The sequence below is a fragment of the Halomonas sp. AOP7-B1-5 genome (genome assembly GCF_052353045.1).
Taxonomy (GTDB): Bacteria; Pseudomonadota; Gammaproteobacteria; order Pseudomonadales; family Halomonadaceae; genus Vreelandella; species Vreelandella colorata.
Genome location: NZ_JBQTDC010000029.1, coordinates 20088 through 41981, shown reverse-complemented (window position 1 = coordinate 41981; position 21894 = coordinate 20088). Strand labels below are relative to the sequence as shown.

Annotated in this window: 24 protein-coding genes; 11 read left to right on the top strand and 13 right to left on the bottom strand. The window is 55.6% G+C overall.

Annotated elements, in window-relative coordinates; all coding sequences use genetic code 11:
* Positions 1-120: 120 nt before the first annotated feature.
* A complete protein-coding gene (locus tag ACT3XD_RS14185) occupies positions 121-1095 on the top strand; it encodes an XdhC family protein (protein ID WP_192537512.1) in 975 nt (324 codons plus the stop codon).
* Positions 1085-1690, top strand: coding sequence for a nucleotidyltransferase family protein (locus ACT3XD_RS14180; RefSeq protein WP_192537511.1), 606 nt, complete (start codon positions 1085-1087; stop codon positions 1688-1690). The genes ACT3XD_RS14185 and ACT3XD_RS14180 overlap by 11 nt, the downstream gene beginning before the upstream one ends.
* Positions 1691-1716: 26 nt before the next feature.
* Here ACT3XD_RS14180 and ACT3XD_RS14175 read toward each other — a convergent pair whose 3' ends face one another.
* Positions 1717-2094, bottom strand: coding sequence for a DUF423 domain-containing protein (locus tag ACT3XD_RS14175; RefSeq protein WP_192537510.1), 378 nt, complete (start codon positions 2092-2094; stop codon positions 1717-1719).
* Positions 2095-2254: 160 nt separating this feature from the next.
* Between ACT3XD_RS14175 and thiS the strand changes: the two genes are divergently transcribed.
* The 3 genes from thiS to trmB all read left to right on the top strand — a co-directional run bounded on the left by thiS (position 2255) and on the right by trmB (position 4078).
* Positions 2255-2455, top strand: a complete 201-nt coding sequence (gene thiS, locus ACT3XD_RS14170) for a sulfur carrier protein ThiS (RefSeq protein ID WP_018916817.1) — start codon at positions 2255-2257, stop codon at positions 2453-2455.
* Positions 2456-2534: 79 nt separating this feature from the next.
* Positions 2535-3326: a thiazole synthase gene (locus ACT3XD_RS14165; protein WP_192537509.1), complete on the top strand. Its 792-nt coding sequence runs from the start codon at positions 2535-2537 to the stop codon at positions 3324-3326.
* An 8-nt stretch (positions 3327-3334) separates the two neighbouring features.
* Positions 3335-4078, top strand: coding sequence for a tRNA (guanosine(46)-N7)-methyltransferase TrmB (gene trmB, locus ACT3XD_RS14160; protein ID WP_192537508.1), 744 nt, complete (start codon positions 3335-3337; stop codon positions 4076-4078).
* A gap of 133 nt (positions 4079-4211) precedes the next feature.
* Here trmB and ACT3XD_RS14155 read toward each other — a convergent pair whose 3' ends face one another.
* On the bottom strand, positions 4212-5138 hold the full coding sequence (locus tag ACT3XD_RS14155; RefSeq protein ID WP_192537507.1) for a LysR family transcriptional regulator: 927 nt from the start codon (positions 5136-5138) through the stop codon (positions 4212-4214).
* A 224-nt stretch (positions 5139-5362) separates the two neighbouring features.
* On the opposite strand from ACT3XD_RS14155, the gene ACT3XD_RS14150 reads away from it, so the two are divergent.
* Genes ACT3XD_RS14150 through argE form a run of 4 tightly spaced genes read left to right on the top strand, consistent with a single transcriptional unit; the run spans position 5363 to position 9605 of the window.
* On the top strand, positions 5363-6328 hold the full coding sequence (locus ACT3XD_RS14150; protein ID WP_192537506.1) for a Bug family tripartite tricarboxylate transporter substrate binding protein: 966 nt from the start codon (positions 5363-5365) through the stop codon (positions 6326-6328).
* Between the two features lie 56 nt (positions 6329-6384).
* Entirely contained in the window at positions 6385-6888 is a 504-nt protein-coding gene (locus ACT3XD_RS14145) for a tripartite tricarboxylate transporter TctB family protein (protein ID WP_192537505.1), read from the top strand.
* Positions 6889-6912: 24 nt separating this feature from the next.
* On the top strand, positions 6913-8385 hold the full coding sequence (locus tag ACT3XD_RS14140) for a tripartite tricarboxylate transporter permease (RefSeq protein WP_192537504.1): 1473 nt from the start codon (positions 6913-6915) through the stop codon (positions 8383-8385).
* Positions 8386-8417: 32 nt separating this feature from the next.
* Positions 8418-9605: an acetylornithine deacetylase gene (gene argE, locus ACT3XD_RS14135; RefSeq protein WP_192537503.1), complete on the top strand. Its 1188-nt coding sequence runs from the start codon at positions 8418-8420 to the stop codon at positions 9603-9605.
* 283 nt (positions 9606-9888) lie between these two features.
* Here the strand turns inward: argE and ACT3XD_RS14130 are convergent, their stop codons facing one another.
* Complete coding sequence (locus ACT3XD_RS14130; protein WP_192537502.1) at positions 9889-10803, bottom strand: AEC family transporter; 915 nt, start codon at positions 10801-10803, stop codon at positions 9889-9891.
* 105 nt (positions 10804-10908) lie between these two features.
* On the opposite strand from ACT3XD_RS14130, the gene ACT3XD_RS14125 reads away from it, so the two are divergent.
* A complete protein-coding gene (locus tag ACT3XD_RS14125; RefSeq protein ID WP_192537501.1) occupies positions 10909-11202 on the top strand; it encodes a hypothetical protein in 294 nt (97 codons plus the stop codon).
* A gap of 53 nt (positions 11203-11255) precedes the next feature.
* On the opposite strand, the gene ACT3XD_RS14120 is transcribed toward ACT3XD_RS14125, so the two are convergent.
* The 7 genes from ACT3XD_RS14120 to ACT3XD_RS14090 form a co-directional block, all read right to left on the bottom strand.
* Complete coding sequence (locus ACT3XD_RS14120; protein WP_192537500.1) at positions 11256-12314, bottom strand: PHB depolymerase family esterase; 1059 nt, start codon at positions 12312-12314, stop codon at positions 11256-11258.
* A 3-nt stretch (positions 12315-12317) separates the two neighbouring features.
* Positions 12318-12998, bottom strand: coding sequence for an FKBP-type peptidyl-prolyl cis-trans isomerase (locus ACT3XD_RS14115; RefSeq protein WP_192537499.1), 681 nt, complete (start codon positions 12996-12998; stop codon positions 12318-12320).
* A gap of 111 nt (positions 12999-13109) precedes the next feature.
* Positions 13110-13553 (bottom strand): universal stress protein, encoded by a 444-nt coding sequence (locus tag ACT3XD_RS14110; RefSeq protein ID WP_192537498.1) that lies wholly within the window; start codon positions 13551-13553, stop codon positions 13110-13112.
* A 20-nt stretch (positions 13554-13573) separates the two neighbouring features.
* Entirely contained in the window at positions 13574-14857 is a 1284-nt protein-coding gene (locus ACT3XD_RS14105) for a TRAP transporter large permease (protein ID WP_192537497.1), read from the bottom strand.
* 30 nt (positions 14858-14887) lie between these two features.
* The gene (locus ACT3XD_RS14100; protein WP_192537496.1) at positions 14888-15466 is read right to left on the bottom strand and encodes a TRAP transporter small permease; all 579 of its coding nucleotides are present in this window, start codon (positions 15464-15466) and stop codon (positions 14888-14890) included.
* 323 nt (positions 15467-15789) lie between these two features.
* On the bottom strand, positions 15790-16806 hold the full coding sequence (locus ACT3XD_RS14095; RefSeq protein ID WP_192537495.1) for a TRAP transporter substrate-binding protein: 1017 nt from the start codon (positions 16804-16806) through the stop codon (positions 15790-15792).
* A gap of 191 nt (positions 16807-16997) precedes the next feature.
* The gene (locus ACT3XD_RS14090) at positions 16998-17561 is read right to left on the bottom strand and encodes a TIGR02444 family protein (protein WP_192537494.1); all 564 of its coding nucleotides are present in this window, start codon (positions 17559-17561) and stop codon (positions 16998-17000) included.
* A gap of 28 nt (positions 17562-17589) precedes the next feature.
* On the opposite strand from ACT3XD_RS14090, the gene ACT3XD_RS14085 reads away from it, so the two are divergent.
* Positions 17590-19548, top strand: a complete 1959-nt coding sequence (locus tag ACT3XD_RS14085; RefSeq protein WP_193092012.1) for an ATP-binding cassette domain-containing protein — start codon at positions 17590-17592, stop codon at positions 19546-19548.
* Between the two features lie 22 nt (positions 19549-19570).
* Here ACT3XD_RS14085 and dtd read toward each other — a convergent pair whose 3' ends face one another.
* The 3 genes from dtd to thiD form a co-directional block, all read right to left on the bottom strand.
* A complete protein-coding gene (gene dtd, locus ACT3XD_RS14080; RefSeq protein WP_193092013.1) occupies positions 19571-20008 on the bottom strand; it encodes a D-aminoacyl-tRNA deacylase in 438 nt (145 codons plus the stop codon).
* Positions 20009-20065: 57 nt separating this feature from the next.
* Positions 20066-20911, bottom strand: a complete 846-nt coding sequence (locus tag ACT3XD_RS14075; protein ID WP_193092014.1) for a universal stress protein — start codon at positions 20909-20911, stop codon at positions 20066-20068.
* Between the two features lie 156 nt (positions 20912-21067).
* Positions 21068-21889, bottom strand: coding sequence for a bifunctional hydroxymethylpyrimidine kinase/phosphomethylpyrimidine kinase (thiD, locus tag ACT3XD_RS14070; protein WP_192537490.1), 822 nt, complete (start codon positions 21887-21889; stop codon positions 21068-21070).
* Between the last annotated feature and the right edge of the window lie 5 nt (positions 21890-21894).

Below are 21894 nucleotides of genomic sequence, written 5' to 3'. Positions count from 1 at the left end.
ATTAAAGCCAGCAGCCCAATTCTTATGATACGCCCGCCCCAGCGCACAATTGGTCTACGCTAAAGGGCACATAGACCCCGGCCCGGCTTGCAGGTCACTGAACAAGGAACGCGTGAATCAATGCAACACCTGGACCTCAAGGTCATCGAACAAGCGCTGACATGGTGTGAAAAGGGCGAGACGATCTGGCTCTGCACGGTGCTTGAAACCTTCGGCTCATCGCCTCGGGCACCAGGTTCTTGGCTGGTCGCCACCTCGCGTGGCGAGCATATCGGTTCGCTCTCCGGCGGCTGCGTGGAGGAGGATTTTCTCGAAAGGCTCAACAACGGCGCCTTTGAGCAGCCCATCACCACCACCCGCTACGGCGATACGGCAGATAGCGATGCTCCAGGCGTAGCGCTGCCTTGTGGCGGCGTGCTGGATGTACTGGTCGAGCGGCTGGCGCCCACCGCCGAGACCCGCGAACACCTGAGCGTGGTTTTAAACGCGCTCAAGGGCCACGAGCCGCTGATGCGTAGGGTCGATACAGTAAGCGGCGAGCGCGGTTTTCACCCGGCCCCACCCACCGGGCCGCGTGTCGAGAGACAAGGTGACGCTATCAGCATGCGCGTCTCCCCGGCTCACCGGCTGGTCATCGCAGGTATTTCGCCGATTACCACGCCGTGTGCGGCGTTTGCCGTGACGCTTGGGTATGAGGTGATTGTCTGCGACCCGAACGAGGCCGCCTGCGCGGGCTTTGACGTGCCCGGCGCCCGGGTGGAGACACGCCTGCCCTCAGCGTATATTTCACCGAACACCTGCCATGGCGCCACCGCGGTGGTGGCGCTCACCCATGACCCACGTATTGATGATCTGGCAATGATGGAAGCCGTGCGCACGAGCGCCTTCTATATCGGCGTCATGGGCTCACTGCGCTCCTCGGCGGCGCGAGCCGAACGGCTGGTCCGCTCCGGCGGGCTGAGCGAGGCAGAAATCGCGCGTATCCATATGCCGATCGGCCTGGCGCTGGGCAGCAAGACGCCGGCCGAAATTGCCCTGGCCGTGATGGCCGATATTGTGCGCGTTCAGCACGGAAGACCTCTCGATGAGCTCTAACCGCGCCTGTCACGTGGTCGCCCTAGTGATGGCCGCCGGCTACTCGCGCCGCTTTGGGCCTAGCGATAAACGCTGTGCGCTTATGCCGAATGGCCAAACGCTGCTGGCCGCCTCGCTTGCCAACGTCCAAAAAGCATTTATCCACCTGCGTGTGGCCGTGCGTGAAGAGGAAGATCCGGCGTTATTGGGCATTCCCGAGGATGTGGCGTTGGTGTGCGTTCGTAAGGCGCACCTTGGCCTGGGGGCAAGCCTGGCCGAAGCGGTAGGCGCTCTGGGCTGTGACCCTGACCTTGATGACATTGACGCCGTGGCAATCCTGCTCGGTGATATGCCCTACCTTAAGCAAGAAACCTTGCTGGCCCTGCAACGCCGGGCTTCTCGCGATACCATCGTGCGGCCCTGCTTTGAAGGCCAGCAGGGCCACCCGGTGATTTTCGGGCGGGCAATGTGGCCTGCGCTTGAGAGACTTAGCGGCAGTGACGGCGCCAAGGGCGTGATCAAGCAGTACGCCTCGCGCTTGCGGGAATGCCCGGTCGCAGATGCAGGCATCTTGCGTGATATCGACGCGCCAGCAGATCTATCAAGGGCCGTTTAGTTAAAGGCTTGTTAGCTAGAGACCAGTCAAGGACTTCTTAGTACCGCCACCGCCAGCATCAGCCACCCGCCAATCAGCAAAACGCCACCAATAGGCGTCACGATACCCGCATTCAAACCGGCCATCGCCATGGCATAAAGCGAGCCGGAGAAACCCACGACTCCCAAGCCCCACAGCGCAACCGACCACTGCCAGCCCTTGAAACCAAACACGCGCTGACCAATTAGCACTGCCATCATCGCCAGCGTGTGCCAGGCCTGGTAGCGCACGCCGGTTTCGGCCGCATGCACCATTTCGGCACTGGCCCGTAGCGCCAGACCGTGGGCCGCGTAAGCTCCCACCATGACCGTGACAGCCCCAGAGAGCGCGATCAGGCACCAAATGATTCGTTCGTTACGTTGCATTGCTGCTCCTTTCAAGGTGTTACCGCACCTGTAAAGCTCGCGTGCGACTCGGCATACCTTGCACCGCGGGAAACCGCTACAATAGAGGCACTTTTAAGCATTTTGCTAGGGTTAGCCCTAACTCTTATAGACCCTATGCCTCGATAGACGAGACAGTTTTATGCACATTCAACTCAATGGCGAGCCTTACACGCTGGAAGCGGGCCTGACGGCCGCGGATCTAATCGATCAACTGGCGCTCACCGGCCGGCGGGTCGCGGTAGAGATCAACGAAGAGATCGTACCGCGCAGCCAGCTGGCCACCACCCGCTTGGCTGAAGACGACCAGGTGGAAGTGGTGCATGCCATCGGCGGTGGCTAGCCCGCAGCACTTATGGCTCTTTGACTGGCTACGCCCTCTTTTTCGCGTTCTATTTCTCGCGTTTTATCCAGGATTCGCTATGACACTTCAAAACGATACGCCGTTTACCATTGCCGGACGTAATTTTAGCTCTCGCCTGCTGGTGGGTACCGGCAAATATAAAGACTTCGACGAGACCGGCGCGGCGATTGCCGAAAGCGGCGCCGAGATCGTCACCTTTGCCGTACGCCGTACCAACCTGGGCCAGGAAGCGGGGCCTAACCTGCTCGACGTGATTTCACCGTCGCGCTATACCCTGCTGCCCAACACGGCAGGCTGCTACACCGCCAAAGACGCCGTGCGCACCTGTCGTCTGGCCCGCGAACTGCTCGACGGGCATAAACTGGTCAAGCTGGAAGTGCTGGGCGATGAGACCACGCTCTACCCCAACGTCGTCGAAACCCTGAAAGCCGCCGAAACGCTTCTGGCCGATGGCTTTGACGTCATGGTGTACACCAGCGACGACCCCATTGTAGCCCGCGAACTTGAGGCCATGGGTTGCTGCGCCATCATGCCGCTGGGCTCACTGATTGGCTCGGGCCACGGCATTCAGAACCCGCACAACGTGCGCCTGATTGTGGAACAAAGCAGCGTGCCGGTACTCGTCGATGCCGGTATCGGCACAGCATCCGACGCGGCTATGGCCATGGAGTTAGGTTGCGACGGCGTGCTGCTGAACACCGCCATCGCCCACGCCCGCGAGCCGCTGCGCATGGCGCGTGCCATGAAAAGCGCCGTAGAAGCCGGGCGTGATGCTTTTCTGGCCGGACGCATGCCGCGCCGCCAAACGGCAGACCCATCATCACCTTTTGCTGGCCGCATTAACGGTTAAGAGATTTTATGACTGATATTAAAAGTACCGACGAGTCCTCAACCGGGCCGGAAAGCGCTGAAGCGCCGCTGCATCGTCGGGGGATTAAAAGCTATGTAATCCGTGCCGGGCGCATGACCCAGGCGCAGAACCGGGGCCTTGAAGACGTATGGCCACGCTTTGGTCTGACGATTGACGACGGCCTGCAGGACCTGACCGCGCTGTTTGGCCGGGAAGCCCCGCGTGTGGTTGAAATCGGCTTCGGCATGGGCAACTCGCTGATCGAGCAGGCCGAAACCCACCCGGACACCGACTTTATCGGTATCGAAGTGCATTCGCCGGGCGTCGGCAAGCTGCTGGATGAAGTGGACAAGCGCGGCCTGACCAACCTGCGTATCTACAAGGAAGACGCCCTGGCCGTACTGGAAAAATGCCTGCCGGAAGGCTCATTGACCACCGTGCAGCTGTTCTTCCCCGACCCCTGGCCGAAGAAAAAGCACCACAAACGGCGCATCGTGCAGCCCGCGTTTGTCGAGCTGATTCGCACGCGCCTCAAGCCCGGCGGCACCTTCCACATGGCGACAGACTGGGAAGCCTATGCCGAGTGGATGGCCGAAGTAATGGAAGCCGCCCCCGGCTACACCAACACGGCCAATGCCGACACGACACCTTACGTGCCCCGCCCCACCTTCCGCCCGCTAACCAAGTTTGAAGCCCGCGGCGAGAAGCTGGGTCACGGCGTATGGGATCTGATCTATCGGCGCGAGGCGTAAGCTCCCGCTTTCGGCCGCCTTCGCCTGTCAGGCGTGACGTTGGGCAAGTGATACCTCCAATGCAACGTCGGCAGGCGCTCCACCCGTTGCGTCTCTTTGCCCTATCTTTCTCTTTACTGCTTTATGCTTCCCTTTACTGTTTTACATTAAGGGACGTTAATATTTCCATTTTGTGCAAGGTGTCGATTTCGGCGTATATTTCTTCGCAGAAGGATTCAGCTACGTTGCTTAACGGCTTGTGTTTAGATTTAAGCAAGGCAATTTCCCATTCGATGGTGGGGTCCATCGCCTTTGACACGACGGCTGTTCCCGGCAGCAGTAGCTCTGCAACAGGATCAATGACAGCGACGCCAAGCCCTCGGTCAACCAGTGCACACACCCCTCGCATATGGCGCATTTCAGCCGCCATATGTCTTTTAATATTCACTGTTTGCATCATGTAATCTACACGGACACGCAGAGGGCTATCTGCCATCAGCTCGACAAATGTCTGATTCTGCAAACTAGACAGCGATATAACGTCCTGCTTCGCGAGTGGATGGGTGCGGTGCATGATGCAGCGCGCAGAACAGCGCGCCAGACTTGTGACCTTTGCGCCGTAGGTATCCGCTTCAAGCGTAATTCCCAATGCTACGTCGCAGGTATTGTTGTCGATCATTTTAAGCAACTCTTGCAAACCTGCATCAATCAATCGCACGCCTACATTGGGGTGTTTTTGTTTAAAGCGCTTAATAACGTCGAGTAAAAAAGTATCGCAAAAAATGGGTTGAGCAGCGACGACGATACTGCCCAACTGATTGTTGGAAATTGCATCCGCATCTTTCTGAGTATCTCGAATACTCGCCATCAGCCGTAAGACAGAGGCGTGATATAAAAATGCTTCGGATGTGGGTGAAAGCTGATTACGCGTTCGTTTGAATAATGCAAAACCCAACGCCTCCTCAAGCCCAGTAAGCAAGCGACTCACCATTGACTGGCTAATGCCCAGCATCTCTGCGGCCGCCTTGGTCGTGCCGTGCTTCATAAACGCGTCAAATGCTTCAATCTCTTTTATTTTCATTACCTTAAACTCGCTTTAAAAACGTTAGCTAAATCATTGGCAGATTAAAACAGACGTTATAAGCCGTAAGCTTGCAATTTCAGCCCTCTACTAGAACATTTATGCATACTTAATTGAATTATTGAAACAATTTTCATACTTGTCTATGTTGAATAAGCTAGGTTTAAAACTGCTGCTGGCAACGCCGTTTAATAAAACCTCTAACAACTGCTGCGGAGACAAGTATGAAACTCACCCTAAGCTTAACGGCGGCAACGCTTCTCGCTGCATCCACCGCCTATGCTCAAAACTATCCTTCCGAACCCGTAACGCTTGTCGTTCCTTATGGCCCGGGCGGCGCCTCTGACCTTGCGGGCCGGGCCCTGGCGGAGTCTGCGCGCGAATATCTAGGCCAGCCTGTCACCGTCGTCAACCAAGCCGGCGCCGGTGGAATGACCGGTGCTCGCGACGTGACACAGGCCGAGGCCGATGGTTACACCCTCTTACTGGCTCGCGTCGGCATGGCGCTGTCACCAGCAGTCAATGAAAACAGCAGCGTTGACTGGGATGAGTACACGTTTATCAGCCCGCTTGAAGCCACTCCCATGATTCTGGCCGTCGCCGATGACTCCCCCTACGAAAGCGTTGAGGATCTGCTGGAAGGCATCGAAAACGACCCTGGGGCAATGAGCTACGCCGCCTCTGGCGCCACCGCCATTGATGGTTTTACGGTGCAATCTCTGCTTGCTGATGCGGAAATGGATCCACTGACGGCGGCAACGTTGATTCCTTATCGGGGCGGCGGCGAGCTGGCAACGGCCCTGCTAGGTGGACACGTTGATTTTCTCGCCATCGCGGCAGCGTCACTGATGCCGCATATCGAGAGCGGCGATATGCGCCCATTAATGGTGTTCTCACCCGAGCGCATGGAAGCATTGCCGGAAGTGCCCACTGCTGAAGAGCTGGGCTATGAGCTGGCAGGCCAGGTCATTGGCTGGAGCGCTTTGTACGGCCCGCCTGATCTGCCCGAAGAAGTGATGAATACCTGGAGCCAGGTAATGGAGCAGGTTGCCGAAGATGAAACGTGGCTCAGCCGTGCCGAAGGCCGTGGCTCGATTTCTACCATCGGCAGTGTCGATATGGAGACGTATGCAGAAGAGCAATACGAGTTCTATCGCTCCTTGGCTGAACAGTTTGGCTACCTGGAGTGAGTCCGCGCTAAACACCGCGTAACAACTGCATACATCATTTCATCGCTGGAGGGGTCATGGGTATAACACGCGGCTTGGTTATTACAGCGCTGTTCGGGGTCGTGCTTTTTTTACTTATCCCCGCCTATGTGCCCCGCCCGCGCTTTATTCCGGGGTTTGCACCACCGCCTGATATGTGGCCACGAACGGTTTCCATGCTGGGCATGGCGCTGGGAATGCTGCTTGTCGGGCTATCGTTTTCGCGCAAAACCGAAGCACTCGCTGACCCTGAAGATGCCAGTACCCTTCGCGGCGGTACACCCCTTGCCACATTGCTCACTCGCTTCGCCTGGACAGTACTGGCCTTTGCGCTCTTTATCGGCGCAGTGTCGCTATTAGGGTTCTTGTTATCAAGCATCCTGCTGTTAATGGCAATGCTGGTACTGACGGGTTATTGGCGCCACAAAATAGTGGCGACCATCGTAGCCATCGTGCTTCCACTGCTTCTCTACCTGTTTTTCTCCAGCGCACTCAATACGCGTTTCCCGGTTGGCAGCCTTTTCAGGGCTTTCGGAATTTAACTGTCGCGTACAGGACTGACCACTATGCTCAACGATCTGCTGGTTGCCTTTCAGGCGGTGGCCACCATGGAGAATTTCCTGATCATGGCCGCCGGTATCTGGGGAGGTGTGATTATTGGCGCGATTCCCGGCATGACCGGCACCATGGCTGTTACATTGGCGCTGCCCTTCACGTTTTACATGCAGCCTATTCCAAGTATTTTGCTGCTTGTCGCGCTTTATAAAGGCTCGACCTACGGCGGTTCGGTATCGGCGATATTGATCAAGACCCCAGGTACTGCTTCAGCCGCTTGCACCACCCTTGATGGCTATCCCCTGGCCCAACAGGGCAAGGCGGGCAAAGCCCTTAACATGGCGCTCTACTCCTCATGTACCGGGGATTTTATTTCCAACCTTTCACTGATTTTTATCGCCGCGCCACTGGCGCTTCTCGCACTGCGTATCGGTCCTCCCGAATATTTCATGCTGATGATTTTTGCGCTTACTACCGTGGCTGGCGTATCCGGGCGCTCACTTCTGCTTGGGCTGGTTTCTGCATGCCTGGGGCTTTTGTTGGCCACCGTGGGGGAAGATATGTACGGTTCTTTCCGCTTTGACCTGACGGTGGATATGCAGAGCGGCCTGGCCGTGGCACCCGTGCTGATTGGCCTGTTTGCGATTCCTGAGCTTCTAAAGATTATTGTGTTTCGCAACAACCAAAGCCATAAGCCCATGCAGCTGGGCGATAACCGGGTAACACGCGATGAGCTGCGCCGTTCATTAAAGGCAATGCTCAAAGGCAGCATGATCGGGGTCGTGATGGGGGCCATTCCCGGCATTGGCCCTTCGGCGGCGGCTTTCTCCTCCTACGGCGAAGCACAGCGTAGTTCAAAGAACCGCGAAAACTTTGGTAAAGGCGAACTGGAAGGCATTGCGGCATCAGAGTCTGCCAATAATGGCTGCTGTGGCTCCACCATGATTCCGTTATTAGCCCTGGGCGTACCAGGTGATGTGATTACGGGCGTGATGCTGGGCGCCTTTATGATTCACGGCATGACCCCAGGCCCCATGCTGTTTGAGAACAACCTTCATGAGGTTTACATGCTGTTTATTGGCATGCTGTTCTCATCCGTTTTGCTGTTTGGGGCCGGCAAGGCAACGATGCGCTTTTTCTCGCATATCTCACGTATTCCGCCTGGCTTGATGGCGCCGATTGTCCTCGCCCTGTGCGTATTCGGTATTTTTTCGATCTCCAACAGCATGTATGACGTCATCGTGCTGCTGGCGATGGGCGTATTTGGCTTTTTCATGTTCCTGTTCGCCATTCCCGCCGCGCCCTTTTTAATCGCGTTCATTCTTGGCCCAATGCTGGAAGAAAACCTGCGTCGCGCCCTTGCTCTATCTCGTGGTGATCCCAGCATTCTGGTGTCATCGCCGATCACCTGGTTATTCGCGTGTTTGGCGATATTTGTGGTGGTAGTAACGATTCGTCAGCAACTTAAAAAAACCCAGGTTTGAGCCAACGATTCCCCTATTGCCGAGGATTAACCATGCAAGCTAGTGCCATGCCGAATGCTCATCCGCAGTTGGAAGCTTCAATATCACACCTTGCCGACCTGATCGCTTACGACACAACGAGCGCGTACTCCAACCTCGAAATTATTGACTACATGGAGAGATTCTTCACCAATCTAGGCGCGGACGTGACGGTGTTACCGGATAAGAGCGGTGAGAAAGCCAATCTGGTCGCTCGCTTGGGCCCAGCCGACCTACCTGGCATCGTTCTCTCTGGTCATACGGACGTGGTGCCTGCCAACCCGAAGAGCTGGCAAAGCGACCCTTTCAAAATGGAGCAGCGCGGCAGTCGCCTGTTTGGTCGCGGCACCTGCGACATGAAAGGTTTTGCAGCGTGCGTCATGGCGGCAGCACCGGCGTTTGCCAACGCTGAACTACAGCGCCCCGTCTATTTCTGTTTCTCTCACGATGAAGAAGTGGGCTGCCTGGGGGCACCCGCCATCGCACGCTATTTATCAGAACTGAAAGCACCACCGGCGTTGGCGATTATTGGCGAGCCCAGCGAAATGAAGCTGATCAACGGCCAGAAAGGCAAGATCGCCATGCGAGTGACGGTGCGCGGCGAAGGCGGTCACTCCTCGTTTTCTCCCCAGCACGTCAATGCCGTCGAGTATGCCTCACGTATCATCACCATGATCGCTGAACGAGCACGACGATATGAGCAGGATGGCCCTTTCGATCACGACTTTACCGTTCCTCATGCCACCACCCTTACCACCATTATTGAAGGCGGTGTGGCAACCAACGTTACCCCCGACACGTGTAGCTTTATCTTCGAGCTGCGCAGCATTGATCAAGAAGCAGCCGCCACGGATATTCAAACCCTGATCAACGATATTGAGTCGGCCCTACTGCCCGAAATGCAGCGCCAATCATCAGATTCCGCCATTGAATGGCAAGAGCTGTTTGCCTACCCTGCCATGGGCGATGCCACTGGCAGCGCGATGTTTAAAAAGCTTGAACCCATTCTTCCGGGGCGTGGCGGCAAGGTTTCTTATGGTTCTGAAGGCGGGGTGTTCGAGATCGATGGCGGCATCCCGTCGGTCATTCTTGGCCCAGGCTCTATTCGCCAAGCCCATAAACCCGATGAGTTTATAGAAATTGAGCAGCTTAATCAGTGCCTTGAGTTTCTAGACGAACTAAATGGCTGGATGGAACGTTAATATATCGACAGAAGCTAGGTACTTTCCGACAGATGGAAGTACTTTCCGACAGAAGATAAACATTTTCTCATTGCATAGAAATTTGCAGGCCTAGAAAAAAGAAAGCCACTCCAAGGGAGTGGCAAAAGACCGTGACTAGCAATGAGAGGGAGAAACCATGACAAAAAACTGGCGGTTATCTGTCGTGGTCTGTAGCGACTCATTAAACGCTACACAGACAATATAAGCATTCGTATTTATCTCGTCAATACAAATGCGAATACTTTTTATTTATTTTTGCATCTTAGCCGGCTAACTGTAGCCATAGCGGTAGTGAGAGCATGGCGAGCAAGGTCTGCCCGGTAATAATGGCCGCCATTAGCTCGGCATCGCCGCCCAGCTGGCGGGCCAGAATGTAGGCTGAAGTGGCAGTAGGTAGGGCAGCGAACAATAGCGCAACGTCTCGGCTAATCGTGTCCAGCCCTAATGCCCACGCCAGTACCAATACCAATGCAGGCATCAGCATTAGCTTAATACTGTTGGTGGCGAGCAGGCCGCGGTCGATCCGCAATAGCGCTGCCGGGCGCAGGGCTACCCCCACGGCAATCAACCCCAGCGGCAAGGCGGCTCGTCCCAGAAGGCCCACGGTATCCTGGCTCCACCCAGGCAGACCAATACCGGTCAGGTTTAACGCAATGCCCGTCAAGCAAGCGAGTATCAGCGGGTTTTTCACCAGCGCCATCACGCTTTTTCCCATACTGGCACTGCCTAACGTGCCCGCAGCGACAAAGCTTGCTACACATATCACGTTAACCACGGGCACCATTAACGCCACGGCTACAGCAGCAGTCGTTGCTCCTAACTCGCCGTGCAACGCTGCCGCCCCTGCTACGCCAACATAGGTGTTAAAGCGCACCGCTCCTTGAAACACGGAGGTAAACGCTGCGGGTGTTAGCTGTAACCAATGGCGTAGCCACCAGATCAGCAACCCAAAAAATGCTATTGCGCCTAACAATACTAGGGCTAAGCGCCCCACGGGTACCTGGCTGACATCGGCGGTAGCAAGTGTCCCCACCAGCATGGCTGGAAAAAGCACAAAGTAGATTAATCGCTCCATAGCGGGCCAAAAACCCGGGGACGGCCAACGCCAGTAACCCAGCGCTGCGCCAAAAAGTATCAAAAGAAACAAAGGCCCTAACGCAGCGGTAATACTCTCCATGGGGTTTCCTTATGACCTGCGACATCACAGCACAACGACATCGACACATTTACTGTTACCATGAGACGAATCCCCGTCTGACGGCTTGCGTAGCGATATTCTGCCATGAAAATACTGCCTCAACCTGCTTACTTTGCGGGTTTTAAGGGACTCAAGGTACTGATTTTGACCACCGCCTTAGCGCTGGCGGCCTGTACTTGGTATGTGTTTTTTCATCGTCTGCACGATGGCCACCCGACTGCGGGGCACCTCACAATGGCTATCTGCGACCTTAATGGTCAGGCCTGCTCAGCTATTTTGGGCGATGGGGGGAGGTTAACACTGCAGATCAATATCGACAGATCGGCAAAAGCCGCCTCTCAAGCCATTATGCCTATGGCAGGCACGCGTCATCCTTGATATCCCAAAAGGGAGATCAAAGTCGGCTTGACGTTAATGTGCCAGAAAAAAGCTTAGTCGGCGTCGATAGAGGCCGTTTGCAATCGGTCGAGCATGGCTATCAGCGCGCTCACCTGGCTGCCTTCACGGGTATCGTGGAGCGGATTCTGCTGCCAAAGGCTTTCGGCATATCCCCACCAATCCCAACACCCTTGCGGATTGGATAAGCTACTGTCGATTTGCGGGTAAAGCACTACCTGGCGATGCCTTGCGGCCCAGTGATTTAATCCACTGTGACTGACGAAGGTGTCATTGATGGCATTAGTGCTCATCTGGCAGCCGTGCAGGGCAATCGTGACCGGGCAGGCTTCATCTTCACAGGAAGCGGGGATAAATAGATACCCGGTATCCGCCAGCCCCTTGACGGCAAACTCTGACTGATCGAACGCGACCAGTTCACCTGACTCTGGACTCACCGTTTCGCGCTCTGGGTATAGCCAGTCGAGCATTTCGCGGGCGACGTCTTCATCGCAGGCGAGCACATGGCTTCCCCCGCCCTGACGGCAGTTCCCCAGCTCATGGGGGCCAACCGTCTCCTCTTCGTGAAGACGCACCGGCCAGCCGTGTCCTGCTGTTGGATTGCGCACGACCTTTAACTGTTCAGGCGCTGCCAGCCACTGCCGCCACTGCCCGGCCAAAAGCTCAACCAGTTCGGGATCAACAACGTTATCCGCACCGCCATGCCAGATAAAAGCTCTTAGCTTGCCAAGGGCTGCCTGATCGCCCGCCTGCTCGTTTTGCGTATAACGCTCGCGGCGGTCTTCAAGATCCTCAAGATCAGGCAGGCCACCACGCGTCATCATGCATTGACTAAGCGCCACGCTTAGCGAACCCTGGGAACACCCCCAAGGCCCCGCCGCCAGTACCCCAACGCCACTAAAGCGCTCAGGCCAGGCAACCGCTAACTGGGTGGCCATATAACCACCCGAAGATACGCCTACTACGCTTGCCTGTTCAGCCATTGCATTTAGCGCAGGCAAGCGATCAGGTGTTTCAGCAGCACTGGCCACCAGAGGCCCGCCTACCAAGAGTATGAAACTGGTGTAACGGGCAACCACTGGGGCCAGGAACATAGGTTATTCGACGCCTAGCAGTTCAACGCGGAAGGTAAGCATTTCGTTGGGGCCAATCGGGCCCTGGCCGTGTTCACCGTAGGCAAGGTCAGCGGGAATGTATAGCATCCAGCTGTCGCCAACGCTCATCAGCTGCAGGGCTTCCTGCCAGCCTTCAATCACTTGATTGACTTGGAAGCTTACCGGTTCACCACGCTCAAACGAGCTATCAAATACGGTGCCATCGAGCAGCATACCTTCGTAGTTCACTTCCACGGTATCTTCAGGCCCAGGTGTTTCACCATCGCCCGACTCCAGCACTTCGTACTGCAGGCCCGACTCGGTTACTTCAATACCTTCACGCTCGGCGTTTTCCGCCAGGAAGTCATCGCCTTCTTCCTGGTTTAGCTGGGCCATTTCGGCCGCTTCTTGTTCACGCGCTTCTTGCGAGCGTGCCTGGAAGGCCATGATCGACTCAACCATCTCATCTTCGCTGAGTGCCAAGTCATTGTCTTCGAACACGTCGCGCATGCCATCGTTAAACGCGTCCAGGTCCAGGTCTTCGATATCGGCCTTCATGCTTTCGCCAAGCGTAACGCCAAGGCTGTAGGCAAGACGCTGCTCGTCTGTATCAGGGGCGGCGGCAACAAAAGGCGCCACCAAAAGCAGACTGGTCAGGGCCGTTGTAGAGAGCAGTGTTTTCATTAAAAAATAACCTTATTCGTCGGCGTGATACGCCATATTTAGGGTGCTTCAAAAATATTTAGAGTACTTCAAAAAATAGGACAGCGTGTTTATCCAGAGGTTTGCACCAGATTACACAACGAGCGTCGGACAGTGGGCCGCACCGGCCACCCGTTGAGAAACGCTACCTAACAGCATACTTTTTTCACCGTTGGTGCCCTGCGCACCAATCACAATTAAATCGCACTCCCGCTTCCAGGCAAAGCGGACGATTGTGCGTGACGGGCGCCCACCTTTCACAAAAGCGCGAACGCAGCTACTTTCAGCTCCCCTATCGATCGCGTAGGACTTGGCATGCACGGCAATCTCGGTAGCGTACTCTTTTAACGCGTCATCGGGTATATCCAGTTGGCTTGGGCGTACCATAGAAAGCGACGCCTCAAGCAAACTGTGATGCTTGAATACACACAGGAAATACAGCTCGGCGCCCGTTAGCATATGTAGCCCAACCGCCTTGTCGAGTGCTTTGATGGCCCCTTTTGATCCATCCACCGGGACTAAAATGCGATTAAACATGCAATTCTCCTTGTGGAAAGTTAGCGAAAGGCCACATCACGCAGGAACAGCGCAATTTGCGGAAACATAATCAGCAGTGCGGCCGCCAGGATCAGCATAAAGATAAACGGAGGCGTGCCTTTAATAACCTCCCAGTAAGGCCGCTTAAAGATCGCAATGGCGGTAAAGATATCGCACCCAAACGGCGGTGTCGCCGATCCTATGGCCACCTGCAATGTAATCAGGATACCCACCAGTACGGGGTCCAGGCCTGTCGCCGCAATAGCGGGAGCAAAGATAGGCGTTAAAACCAGAATGACCACGATAGGATCAACGAACATGCACGCGATAAAGAAGGAGATACAAATCGCGATCAGAACGCCGGTCGGCCCTGCGTCATTCACCCCGACCGATTCCAAAATCGCCTGGGGGATCTGAGCAAAGGATATGATCCACGAGAAACTGTTGCCTACCGCCACCAGGATAAACACCACGGCCGTAATCAAACCGGTGGACTTGGCGATGGCATAGATATCGTTCATTTTGAGCGAACGAAATACCACAAACTCCAGCAGAATGGCGTAAAGCACACAGGCGGCAGCGGCCTCGGTGGGGCTGAAAATACCCCCATAAATCCCACCGACGATAATAACCGGGAAGCCCAGCGGCCAAAGCGCCTTTTGCACGGCAACGCCGCGCTCCTTCCAGCTGGCACGCTCTTCCGTGGGTACGTCTTTGACTATCGCGTAAACGATACAGTAGGCTGAAAACATGAACAAAATCAGCAATCCTGGCCCAATACCGGCGATAAACAGCTCACCAATCGAAGTGCCTGAAATAACCCCGTAGATGATCATGCCGATACTCGGCGGGATCAGAAACGCAATATCGCTGGCATTGATTATCAGTGCCAGGGTAAATGAGTCGGAGTAGCCCGCTTTCAGCATTTTCGGGCGCAGCGGCGAACCAACCGCCACCACTGTAGCCTGGGTGGAACCGGACACAGCGCCAAAAAGCGTGCAAGACGCCGCCGTGCTTACCGCAAGCCCGCCTTTAATATGGCCGATAAACGACATCACCATATCGATCAGACGGTTAGCTGACTGGCCGCGCGTCATAATATCCGCGGCGAGAATAAACATGGGCACGGCAATCAGCGACGCTGGACGAATGCCCGCCATCATTTGCTGGATCAGCGTATCCATTTGGCCGAAGCCATTAAACATCATATAAAAGCCGATGATTGCCGCCGTAATCAGCGGCACCATCATTGGAAAGCCCAGCAGCAGCAGGGCAATCATGGTGACTACCATTATTGTCGTCATAACTATTCCCCTAGAGTGCGATGCCCTACGTCAAACTTCGGTTTCAGTATCTTTATAACCGTCCACAACGCCGGTTGAGAGATACACATCATGCGAAGTGAAGTTTTTGATCGCGGTCAGCAGGTATTGGATACCGGTGATCAAAAAACCCATTGGCACCCACAGGTAAATAATCCAGACCGGCAAGCTTAGCGAGGGCAGCACCCGCCCCTTGCTATACAGATCCAGGATATAAACGACAGAGTAATAAAGTAGAAAGAACATGATCATCGAGGTAAATAGCGCAATACAGATCATGAGAGCTTTGCGCCCACCTACCGGCAACGCATCATAAATTGCCGACATACGAATGTGACGCCCATGGCGCGCCGCATAGCCAATACCGGCAAACGTAATCATGATGATTAGAATGCGGTTAAGCTCGCCGGAAAACATAATGCTGTTGCCAAACACAAAACGGGCCACAACGTTGGTAACCGTATTCAGCGCCATTAGCAAAACCCCTAGCGCCAGAATCACTGACTCGATTTTGCTAATTGCATTGTCGATTATCCCTAATATGCCGGGTAAACCTGAGTGGTAGTTCTTTTCGGATTCTTCATCGGTCATGGCAGGACTCCCCCTTTGGCAGCATGGCTGTGGCTTACAACCGCTCACAGCCCGCTCAACATCATGATCATTCCACGCTCACGATTGCATTGATGAAATAGCGATAGTGAAAAAGTAGTGATGAAACCAGTAGTGATGAAACCGCATCGCCACTTTCTTAGCGTAACGGGTGCTTGGCTTTTTTGCGTCAAGATTGGAAAACTATTCTCCAACGCTTTCTACACTTTTCAAGCCTGCTCTCAGCGCCCTTAGGCCCATAAAAAAGGGGCAGCCTGGCTGCCCCTTGATGAGTCACCCTATCCGCCAAAGCGGAAATGTTACGGTTACTCGTTGCTGACGGCTTCAAGGTCGGCTTTGAACTGCTCAAGCAGCTCAGCACCGTCTTCTCCGGTCATTTCGAGGAAGGCTTCTTCCACTTGCGGCGCGCGATCACGGAATGCCTGGATCTGCTCTTCATCCAGACGAGTAACGGTCACTTCATCGGAAGCGGCCTGAATTTTCTCCAGCGCTTCTTCGGCCAAGCCTTTAATGTGCTCAATAGTGTGGTCGTAAGCAGCATTGGATGCGTCTTGAACCAACTGCTGGTCTTCTTCAGAAAGACCTTCATAGAAGTCCTGGTTTGCCATCATCGCGGTTGTGAACCAACCGTGGCCGGTAAACGTCAGGTGCGGAGAGACTTCGTACAGGCCGCCTGACTCGATCCAGAAAATCGGGTTTTCCTGACCATCCAAAATACCGGTTTGCAGACCGCCATACACTTCACCCCACGGCAGCGGCGTCGGTGTTGCGCCAAATGCATCGTAGGTTTCGGAAAGCAGCGGATTGGTCATGGTACGGATTTTTTTATTGTTCATATCCTCTGGCGAGCTGATCGGCTCGTTAGTGGTGATGACCATTTCACCTTCAGGATACATTTTCAAAAGCTCAAGGCCTTGCTCGGCGTAAAGCTCAGGGAACATTTCATTGATGGCTTTGCTTTCGTCGAAGAACGTGAGGACCGTTTCTTCATCCGTAGGCAGAAGGTAGGGAATAAAGAAAATCTGCGCTTCAGGAATCAGCGCACCGGTAAAACCAGGCGACTGATTAACAAACTGGAGGATGCCGTTTTGCGTCTGCTCCATAATGTCGTCCGACTCGCCCAACTCGCCAAAACGGTAAACCTGCAGCGTGTGGTCGGAATTCTCTTCGATATATTCTTTGAACGCGTAGGCGAACACATCCTGTACATCGCCTTCGTACTCTTCATGCGCGTAGCGCCAGTTATCCGCCTGTGCAGCTGCTGTCATGCCCAACAGCAATGCGCCGACGCTAGCCGTCGTTATTAACTTGCTTGCCTTCATGCGATGTTCCCCTTGCAGTGGTAAGCGCGATACGAGTGCGCAAGATTCTGCTTTTGTTTTCAGCGTTGAGAAACGCACTTTAACGATTGGTTTTACCTTCGCTGACCTGCATAAACGTTATTCACTGCTGTCAGCCAGCGGACGTATAACGAATGGTTAATCAAAAGCAGCTTGATTTTAGGCTAGCGCGCTCATTCAAAGCGGTCAAGCCGGGCGGCCAGGGTTTGCCAGGCTTGCGACACGCTCTCGCGCGCGCTTTGCCCAGACGGACAATGCTTGTCAAGTTCGCCGAAAAACAGCCTATCCTGCAGCCATTGTGCAACATTTTGTATATTTTCAGCACGTTTTGTTAAATGCGGATTGTTTTCAAACATCTGCATCGCCCATGTTTGCCAGCGTTGAAGGTTCTCACGTTCGGCCTGGAGTTCGGCCTGCTGAATGGTTTGGCGAAGAGTGGCAATAGATGAACTTTGCAGCGCCTGTGGCTTTAACGTGCGCCGCAAATGACGCAATACCTGGGTTATCTCGCGCTGCCAAATATTGCGCTCTTCACGCTCTACTGCAAGGGCATAGGGTCGCGCCTCAAACCCATGCACAAACAGCCAGCTATGCAATAAAATCTCGCATACATCCACACCAAGCGAGTCCTGCAATGTCAGGCAGGCGCTCTCTATACCGGGCTCGGCATAAAACGCTAGGGCAAAATCCCATAGCGGCGCCTGCTCCAAGCGGCGCAATCGGTTAGAATCAAGCATTGGTTTACCCACTTTTTAGGGAGAGAGCATGATCGCACTGCGCCAAGTCGCCCTGCAACGCGGCAAGCAAACGCTACTCGATAACGCTGACCTAACGCTACATGATGGCATCAAGGCAGGCATTATCGGGGCAAATGGCGCTGGTAAATCGAGCTTATTCAAGCTGTTGCTGAATGAACTGGGCCCTGACCAAGGCGACGTTGAAATGAGCGGCGGCCAGCGCATTGCGCATATGGCGCAGGAAGTAGAGGCGCTTGACCGCCCGATTATTGAATATGTTCTCGACGGTGATCATGCCCTGCGTCAAGCAGAGGCCGCGCTGTTGGCCGCCCAACAGGCGGGCGAAGCACATCGCGAAGCCGAGCTTCACGGGCTAATCGAAACCCTGGATGGCTATCGCGCCGAGTCTCGCGCCGCACAGCTTTTGGTGGGGCTTGGCTTTATGCAGGCTGACCTGGCGCGCCCGCTATCCGACTTTTCCGGCGGCTGGCGGATGCGCGTCAATCTGGCGCGTACGCTGTTCATGCCCTCGGATTTACTGCTGCTCGATGAGCCTACCAACCACCTGGACCTCGACGCGCTGCTCTGGCTTGAACAGTGGCTGACCCGCTACCCCGGCATGCTGCTGCTGATTTCTCACGACCGCGATTTTCTGGATGCGGTATGTGACCACATCGTGCATATGCACCACCAAACGCTGGAGCTGTACCGAGGCAACTACTCCCGCTTTGAACGCACCCGTGCCGAGAAGCTGGCGTTGCAGCAGGCGGAAGCGGCAAAGCAGCAGGCCCGCCGGGAAGAGATCGAGCGGTTTATTACCCGCTTCAAGGCGCAGGCAACCAAAGCGAAGCAGGCGCAAAGCCGGGTAAAAATGCTGGAGCGCATGGAAGACATTGCCGTCGCCCACGTTGATTCGCCCTTTCACTTTACGCTACCGGCCGCCGATAAGACCTCGCACCCGCTACTGGTGCTCGACCAGGCCCAGCTGGGCTACCGGGGCAAAGAGCGCGACACCGTTCAGCTCGACAAGGTCAATATCACCCTGCTGCCGGGCAGCCGTATTGGTCTGCTGGGGCCTAACGGGGCAGGCAAATCGACACTGATCAAATCCCTGACCGGTGAGCTTGAACTGTTAAACGGCAAGCGCATCCCCGGCGAGCACCTGGCGATTGGCTACTTTGCCCAGCACCAGCTGGAAGGCCTGGACGTCACCTCGACCCCGTTTGTGCATGTCCAGCGCCTTTCCCCTAAAGCCAGCGACCAGGAGATTCGCAACTTCCTGGGCGGCTTTGGCTTCAAGGGCGATGACGCCTTTGGCGAAGTGGCCACGTTCTCAGGCGGTGAAAAGGCGCGCCTGGCACTGGCGCTGGTCGCCTGGCAAAAGCCCAATTTGCTGCTGCTGGATGAGCCTACCAACCACCTGGACCTGGAAATGCGCGAAGCGCTTACCGAGGCACTGGCCGGTTTTGAAGGCACGGTCATTCTGGTATCTCACGACCGTCACCTGCTGCGAGCTACGGTCGATGAGTTCTGGTGCGTGGCGGACAATCGGGTTGAACCGTTCGACGGCGACCTTGAGGATTATCGCGCGTGGTTAAAAGCGCGCCTTGAAGAGAGCCGCCGCGATTCGCGCAGCGAAAAAGCCGAGCGCCAGAACCAGCAGCCCAGTGGCGATAGCCGCGAGGCGCGCAAAGCCTCACGCAAGGCGGCCGCTGAACTGCGCGAAAAGCTGCGTCCGCTGAAAAAGGAGCGCGACCAGGCTGAGAAAACCATGGAAAAGGCGCAGGCAGCGCTGGAAGAAGTAGAAACCATCCTGGCCGACCCCGAGCTATACACCGACAGCAGCCGCAAAGCCCAACTGACGGAAGTGCTCGCTAAACAGGCTGATATCAAGGCCGGATTAGACCGTGCCGAGCAGCAGTGGTTAGCGGCTGAAGAGTCGTTGGAAGCCATGGAGGCGGAGCTTCTTGCCAGTGAAAACGCTTAGCGCAGGGCTTTTCGCACTCAGTCTAGCTTTCTAGTAAAAAGGTAACCGGCCCGTCGTTAACCAGCGCCACCTGCATATCGGCGCCAAATTGTCCGGTGGCGACGTTCGGCCAGGCTGACTGGGCCTTGGCAACCAGCTGATTAAATAGCCGCTCTCCCTCAGCCGGGGCAGCGGCGCTGGAAAAGCCGGGGCGCAGGCCCTTTCGCGTCTCGGCGGCCAAGGTAAACTGCGAGACCAGCAGCAATCCGCCGTTGATCTGCTGAAGATTTAGGTTCATCTTGCCGTCGGCATCGCTAAACACGCGGTAGTGCAAAAGCTTATGCAGCATTTTTTCAACCGCGGCGTCGCTGTCGTCTCGCTCAACGCCGACCAGCGCTAAAAGCCCCTGATCAATGGCGCCGATTGTCTGCCCTTCCACCACTACGCTCGCCTGCTTAACTCGCTGTATGAGTACCTTCAACGCTCCCTCTCCTGATAAGCTAAAAGGTTTAGTGTACCTATACCTTTCTCGCCAGTCTTACCAGGCACGATACAGCATCAAGTCACAGTGCGGCTCACTCAGCAGCGACAGGGTTAGCTGGCTGGTGTGATAAGGCTGGCCTCGGCTGCCCATTATCACCAAATCAGGCGAGTGGCACTTGATATAGTCTTTGACGACATCGCACGGTGTGCCAGGTTCGAGTACCAGCTCGATATCGGGGGCGCCGTCTCTATCTTGTACCAGGCACGCTATTTCGCTGTTGAGCATCTCACGCAAGCGCGCCACTTCCTGCTCGCGCCACTGAGCGTAATAGACCTCTGAGCCAAGCTCGCCTTCACCCGGCAGCGTCCAGGCGTGGAGCAACGTCAACTTGGCTTCGGGGAAGCGGTTTAACGCCTCGATCAGGGTCTGGCGTGCGGCCAAATAGGAATCTACCGGAATCAGGATGTGCTGCCAGGGTTGGGTAGGTACGTGGCGCACTACCACCACCGGGCATGGCGCGCTGCGCAATACGCGCATCAGCGTGGTGCCCGCCAGCAGTTCTGGCTGGCCCCGCTTACGGTGCATGCCCAGCACAATGAGTTCTGCCTGCTGCTCATGGGCCTTACGCACAATTTCCACATGGGGCTCACCAATCACGGTTTGCACTACGGTTTTGGGCGCTTCAAGCGCATAGTCTTCGCGGATATCGGTCAGTGTGGCGCCAATATGCTCGTTTACCGCCTGCTCCAGCGCCTGAAGCAGATGGGCCGGTAGATAGGGGTCGAGTACGTGCAGTACGTCTAGCTGGGCGTGCTGGGCATACGCAAGGCGCAGTGCGCGGGCGAAGCCAGCGCGATTATCAGCGGAGAGGTCGGTGGCAAACACAAACGTGCGGGTCATGGCATAACGCTCCTCGAACAAGCATCCAAACCGTTAGGCAGTCGTCGTCACACAGACACCCCTCAGCATGGTGGGCGAAGCCATATCCCGCAAGCTAAGTACGTTTCAAAGTACGTTTTAAAGTGCATTTAGTTTTTAAAGCGCACTTGAAGCGCATTACCACCAGGCATGAAAGTGATGTACCGGCCCACGGCCTTTACCCACGCTAAGACGCACGCTGGCTTCAAGCGCGGCATGCAGCCACCGCTTGGCATCACCAATGGCGGCGACAGTCGCATCGTCAGGGGCGTCAGCCGGCAACTTTGCCAAACAGGCGGCAATCGCAGACGACAGTGCACAGCCGGTGCCATGCAGGTTATCGGTCTGAATGCGTGAGGCAGGCAGCCATTCATGGCTAGTCGGTGTCGCTAGCAGATCGGGGCAGGTTTCGCCGCGCAGGTGCCCGCCCTTGAGTACGACATAGGGCGCACCCAAGCGAGTCAGGCCCGGCAACATCAACTCCATGGCCTCAAGGCTCTCGGGAGAGGGGGTATCCAGCAGCACCGCCGCTTCCGGCAGATTAGGCGTGATGACATCGGCAAGCGGCACCAGGATATCGCGCACCGCATGAATCCCCGCATCATCGACCAAAATATCACCGCTTTTGGCGACCATGACTGGGTCGAGCACAATCCAGCGCGGACGGCGTTGGCCTAGTACCTCGGCAATTACCTCAGCCACTTCACGGCTGGCCACCATACCGATCTTAACTGCATCCAGCTTAACGTCATTGAGCAGCGTCTCGAGCTGTTCGCGGATTGCCTGAGGCGACACCGGATACACTGAAGCAACACCACAGGTATTTTGCGCAATCACGGCGGTAATAACATTCGTACCATAGACACCGAGCGCCGAAAATGTCTTTAGATCCCCTTGCAGTCCGGCACCTCCCGAAGGGTCGGAGCCCGCAATCGTCAATACATTGACACTATTTGTCATGGGGT

Bases quoted from the DNA above. Each gene is read 5' to 3' on its own strand.
- ACT3XD_RS14185 (WP_192537512.1), top strand. From the start codon at position 121: ATGCAACACCTGGACCTCAAGGTCATCGAACAAGCGCTGACATGGTGT.
- ACT3XD_RS14180 (WP_192537511.1), top strand. From the start codon at position 1,085: ATGAGCTCTAACCGCGCCTGTCACGTGGTCGCCCTAGTGATGGCCGCC.
- ACT3XD_RS14175 (WP_192537510.1), bottom strand. From the start codon at position 2,094: ATGCAACGTAACGAACGAATCATTTGGTGCCTGATCGCGCTCTCTGGG.
- thiS (WP_018916817.1), top strand. From the start codon at position 2,255: ATGCACATTCAACTCAATGGCGAGCCTTACACGCTGGAAGCGGGCCTG.
- ACT3XD_RS14165 (WP_192537509.1), top strand. From the start codon at position 2,535: ATGACACTTCAAAACGATACGCCGTTTACCATTGCCGGACGTAATTTT.
- trmB (WP_192537508.1), top strand. From the start codon at position 3,335: ATGACTGATATTAAAAGTACCGACGAGTCCTCAACCGGGCCGGAAAGC.
- ACT3XD_RS14155 (WP_192537507.1), bottom strand. From the start codon at position 5,138: ATGAAAATAAAAGAGATTGAAGCATTTGACGCGTTTATGAAGCACGGC.
- ACT3XD_RS14150 (WP_192537506.1), top strand. From the start codon at position 5,363: ATGAAACTCACCCTAAGCTTAACGGCGGCAACGCTTCTCGCTGCATCC.
- ACT3XD_RS14145 (WP_192537505.1), top strand. From the start codon at position 6,385: ATGGGTATAACACGCGGCTTGGTTATTACAGCGCTGTTCGGGGTCGTG.
- ACT3XD_RS14140 (WP_192537504.1), top strand. From the start codon at position 6,913: ATGCTCAACGATCTGCTGGTTGCCTTTCAGGCGGTGGCCACCATGGAG.
- argE (WP_192537503.1), top strand. From the start codon at position 8,418: ATGCAAGCTAGTGCCATGCCGAATGCTCATCCGCAGTTGGAAGCTTCA.
- ACT3XD_RS14130 (WP_192537502.1), bottom strand. From the start codon at position 10,803: ATGGAGAGTATTACCGCTGCGTTAGGGCCTTTGTTTCTTTTGATACTT.
- ACT3XD_RS14125 (WP_192537501.1), top strand. From the start codon at position 10,909: ATGAAAATACTGCCTCAACCTGCTTACTTTGCGGGTTTTAAGGGACTC.
- ACT3XD_RS14120 (WP_192537500.1), bottom strand. From the start codon at position 12,314: ATGTTCCTGGCCCCAGTGGTTGCCCGTTACACCAGTTTCATACTCTTG.
- ACT3XD_RS14115 (WP_192537499.1), bottom strand. From the start codon at position 12,998: ATGAAAACACTGCTCTCTACAACGGCCCTGACCAGTCTGCTTTTGGTG.
- ACT3XD_RS14110 (WP_192537498.1), bottom strand. From the start codon at position 13,553: ATGTTTAATCGCATTTTAGTCCCGGTGGATGGATCAAAAGGGGCCATC.
- ACT3XD_RS14105 (WP_192537497.1), bottom strand. From the start codon at position 14,857: ATGACGACAATAATGGTAGTCACCATGATTGCCCTGCTGCTGCTGGGC.
- ACT3XD_RS14100 (WP_192537496.1), bottom strand. From the start codon at position 15,466: ATGACCGATGAAGAATCCGAAAAGAACTACCACTCAGGTTTACCCGGC.
- ACT3XD_RS14095 (WP_192537495.1), bottom strand. From the start codon at position 16,806: ATGAAGGCAAGCAAGTTAATAACGACGGCTAGCGTCGGCGCATTGCTG.
- ACT3XD_RS14090 (WP_192537494.1), bottom strand. From the start codon at position 17,561: ATGCTTGATTCTAACCGATTGCGCCGCTTGGAGCAGGCGCCGCTATGG.
- ACT3XD_RS14085 (WP_193092012.1), top strand. From the start codon at position 17,590: ATGATCGCACTGCGCCAAGTCGCCCTGCAACGCGGCAAGCAAACGCTA.
- ACT3XD_RS14075 (WP_193092014.1), bottom strand. From the start codon at position 20,911: ATGACCCGCACGTTTGTGTTTGCCACCGACCTCTCCGCTGATAATCGC.
- thiD (WP_192537490.1), bottom strand. From the start codon at position 21,889: ATGACAAATAGTGTCAATGTATTGACGATTGCGGGCTCCGACCCTTCG.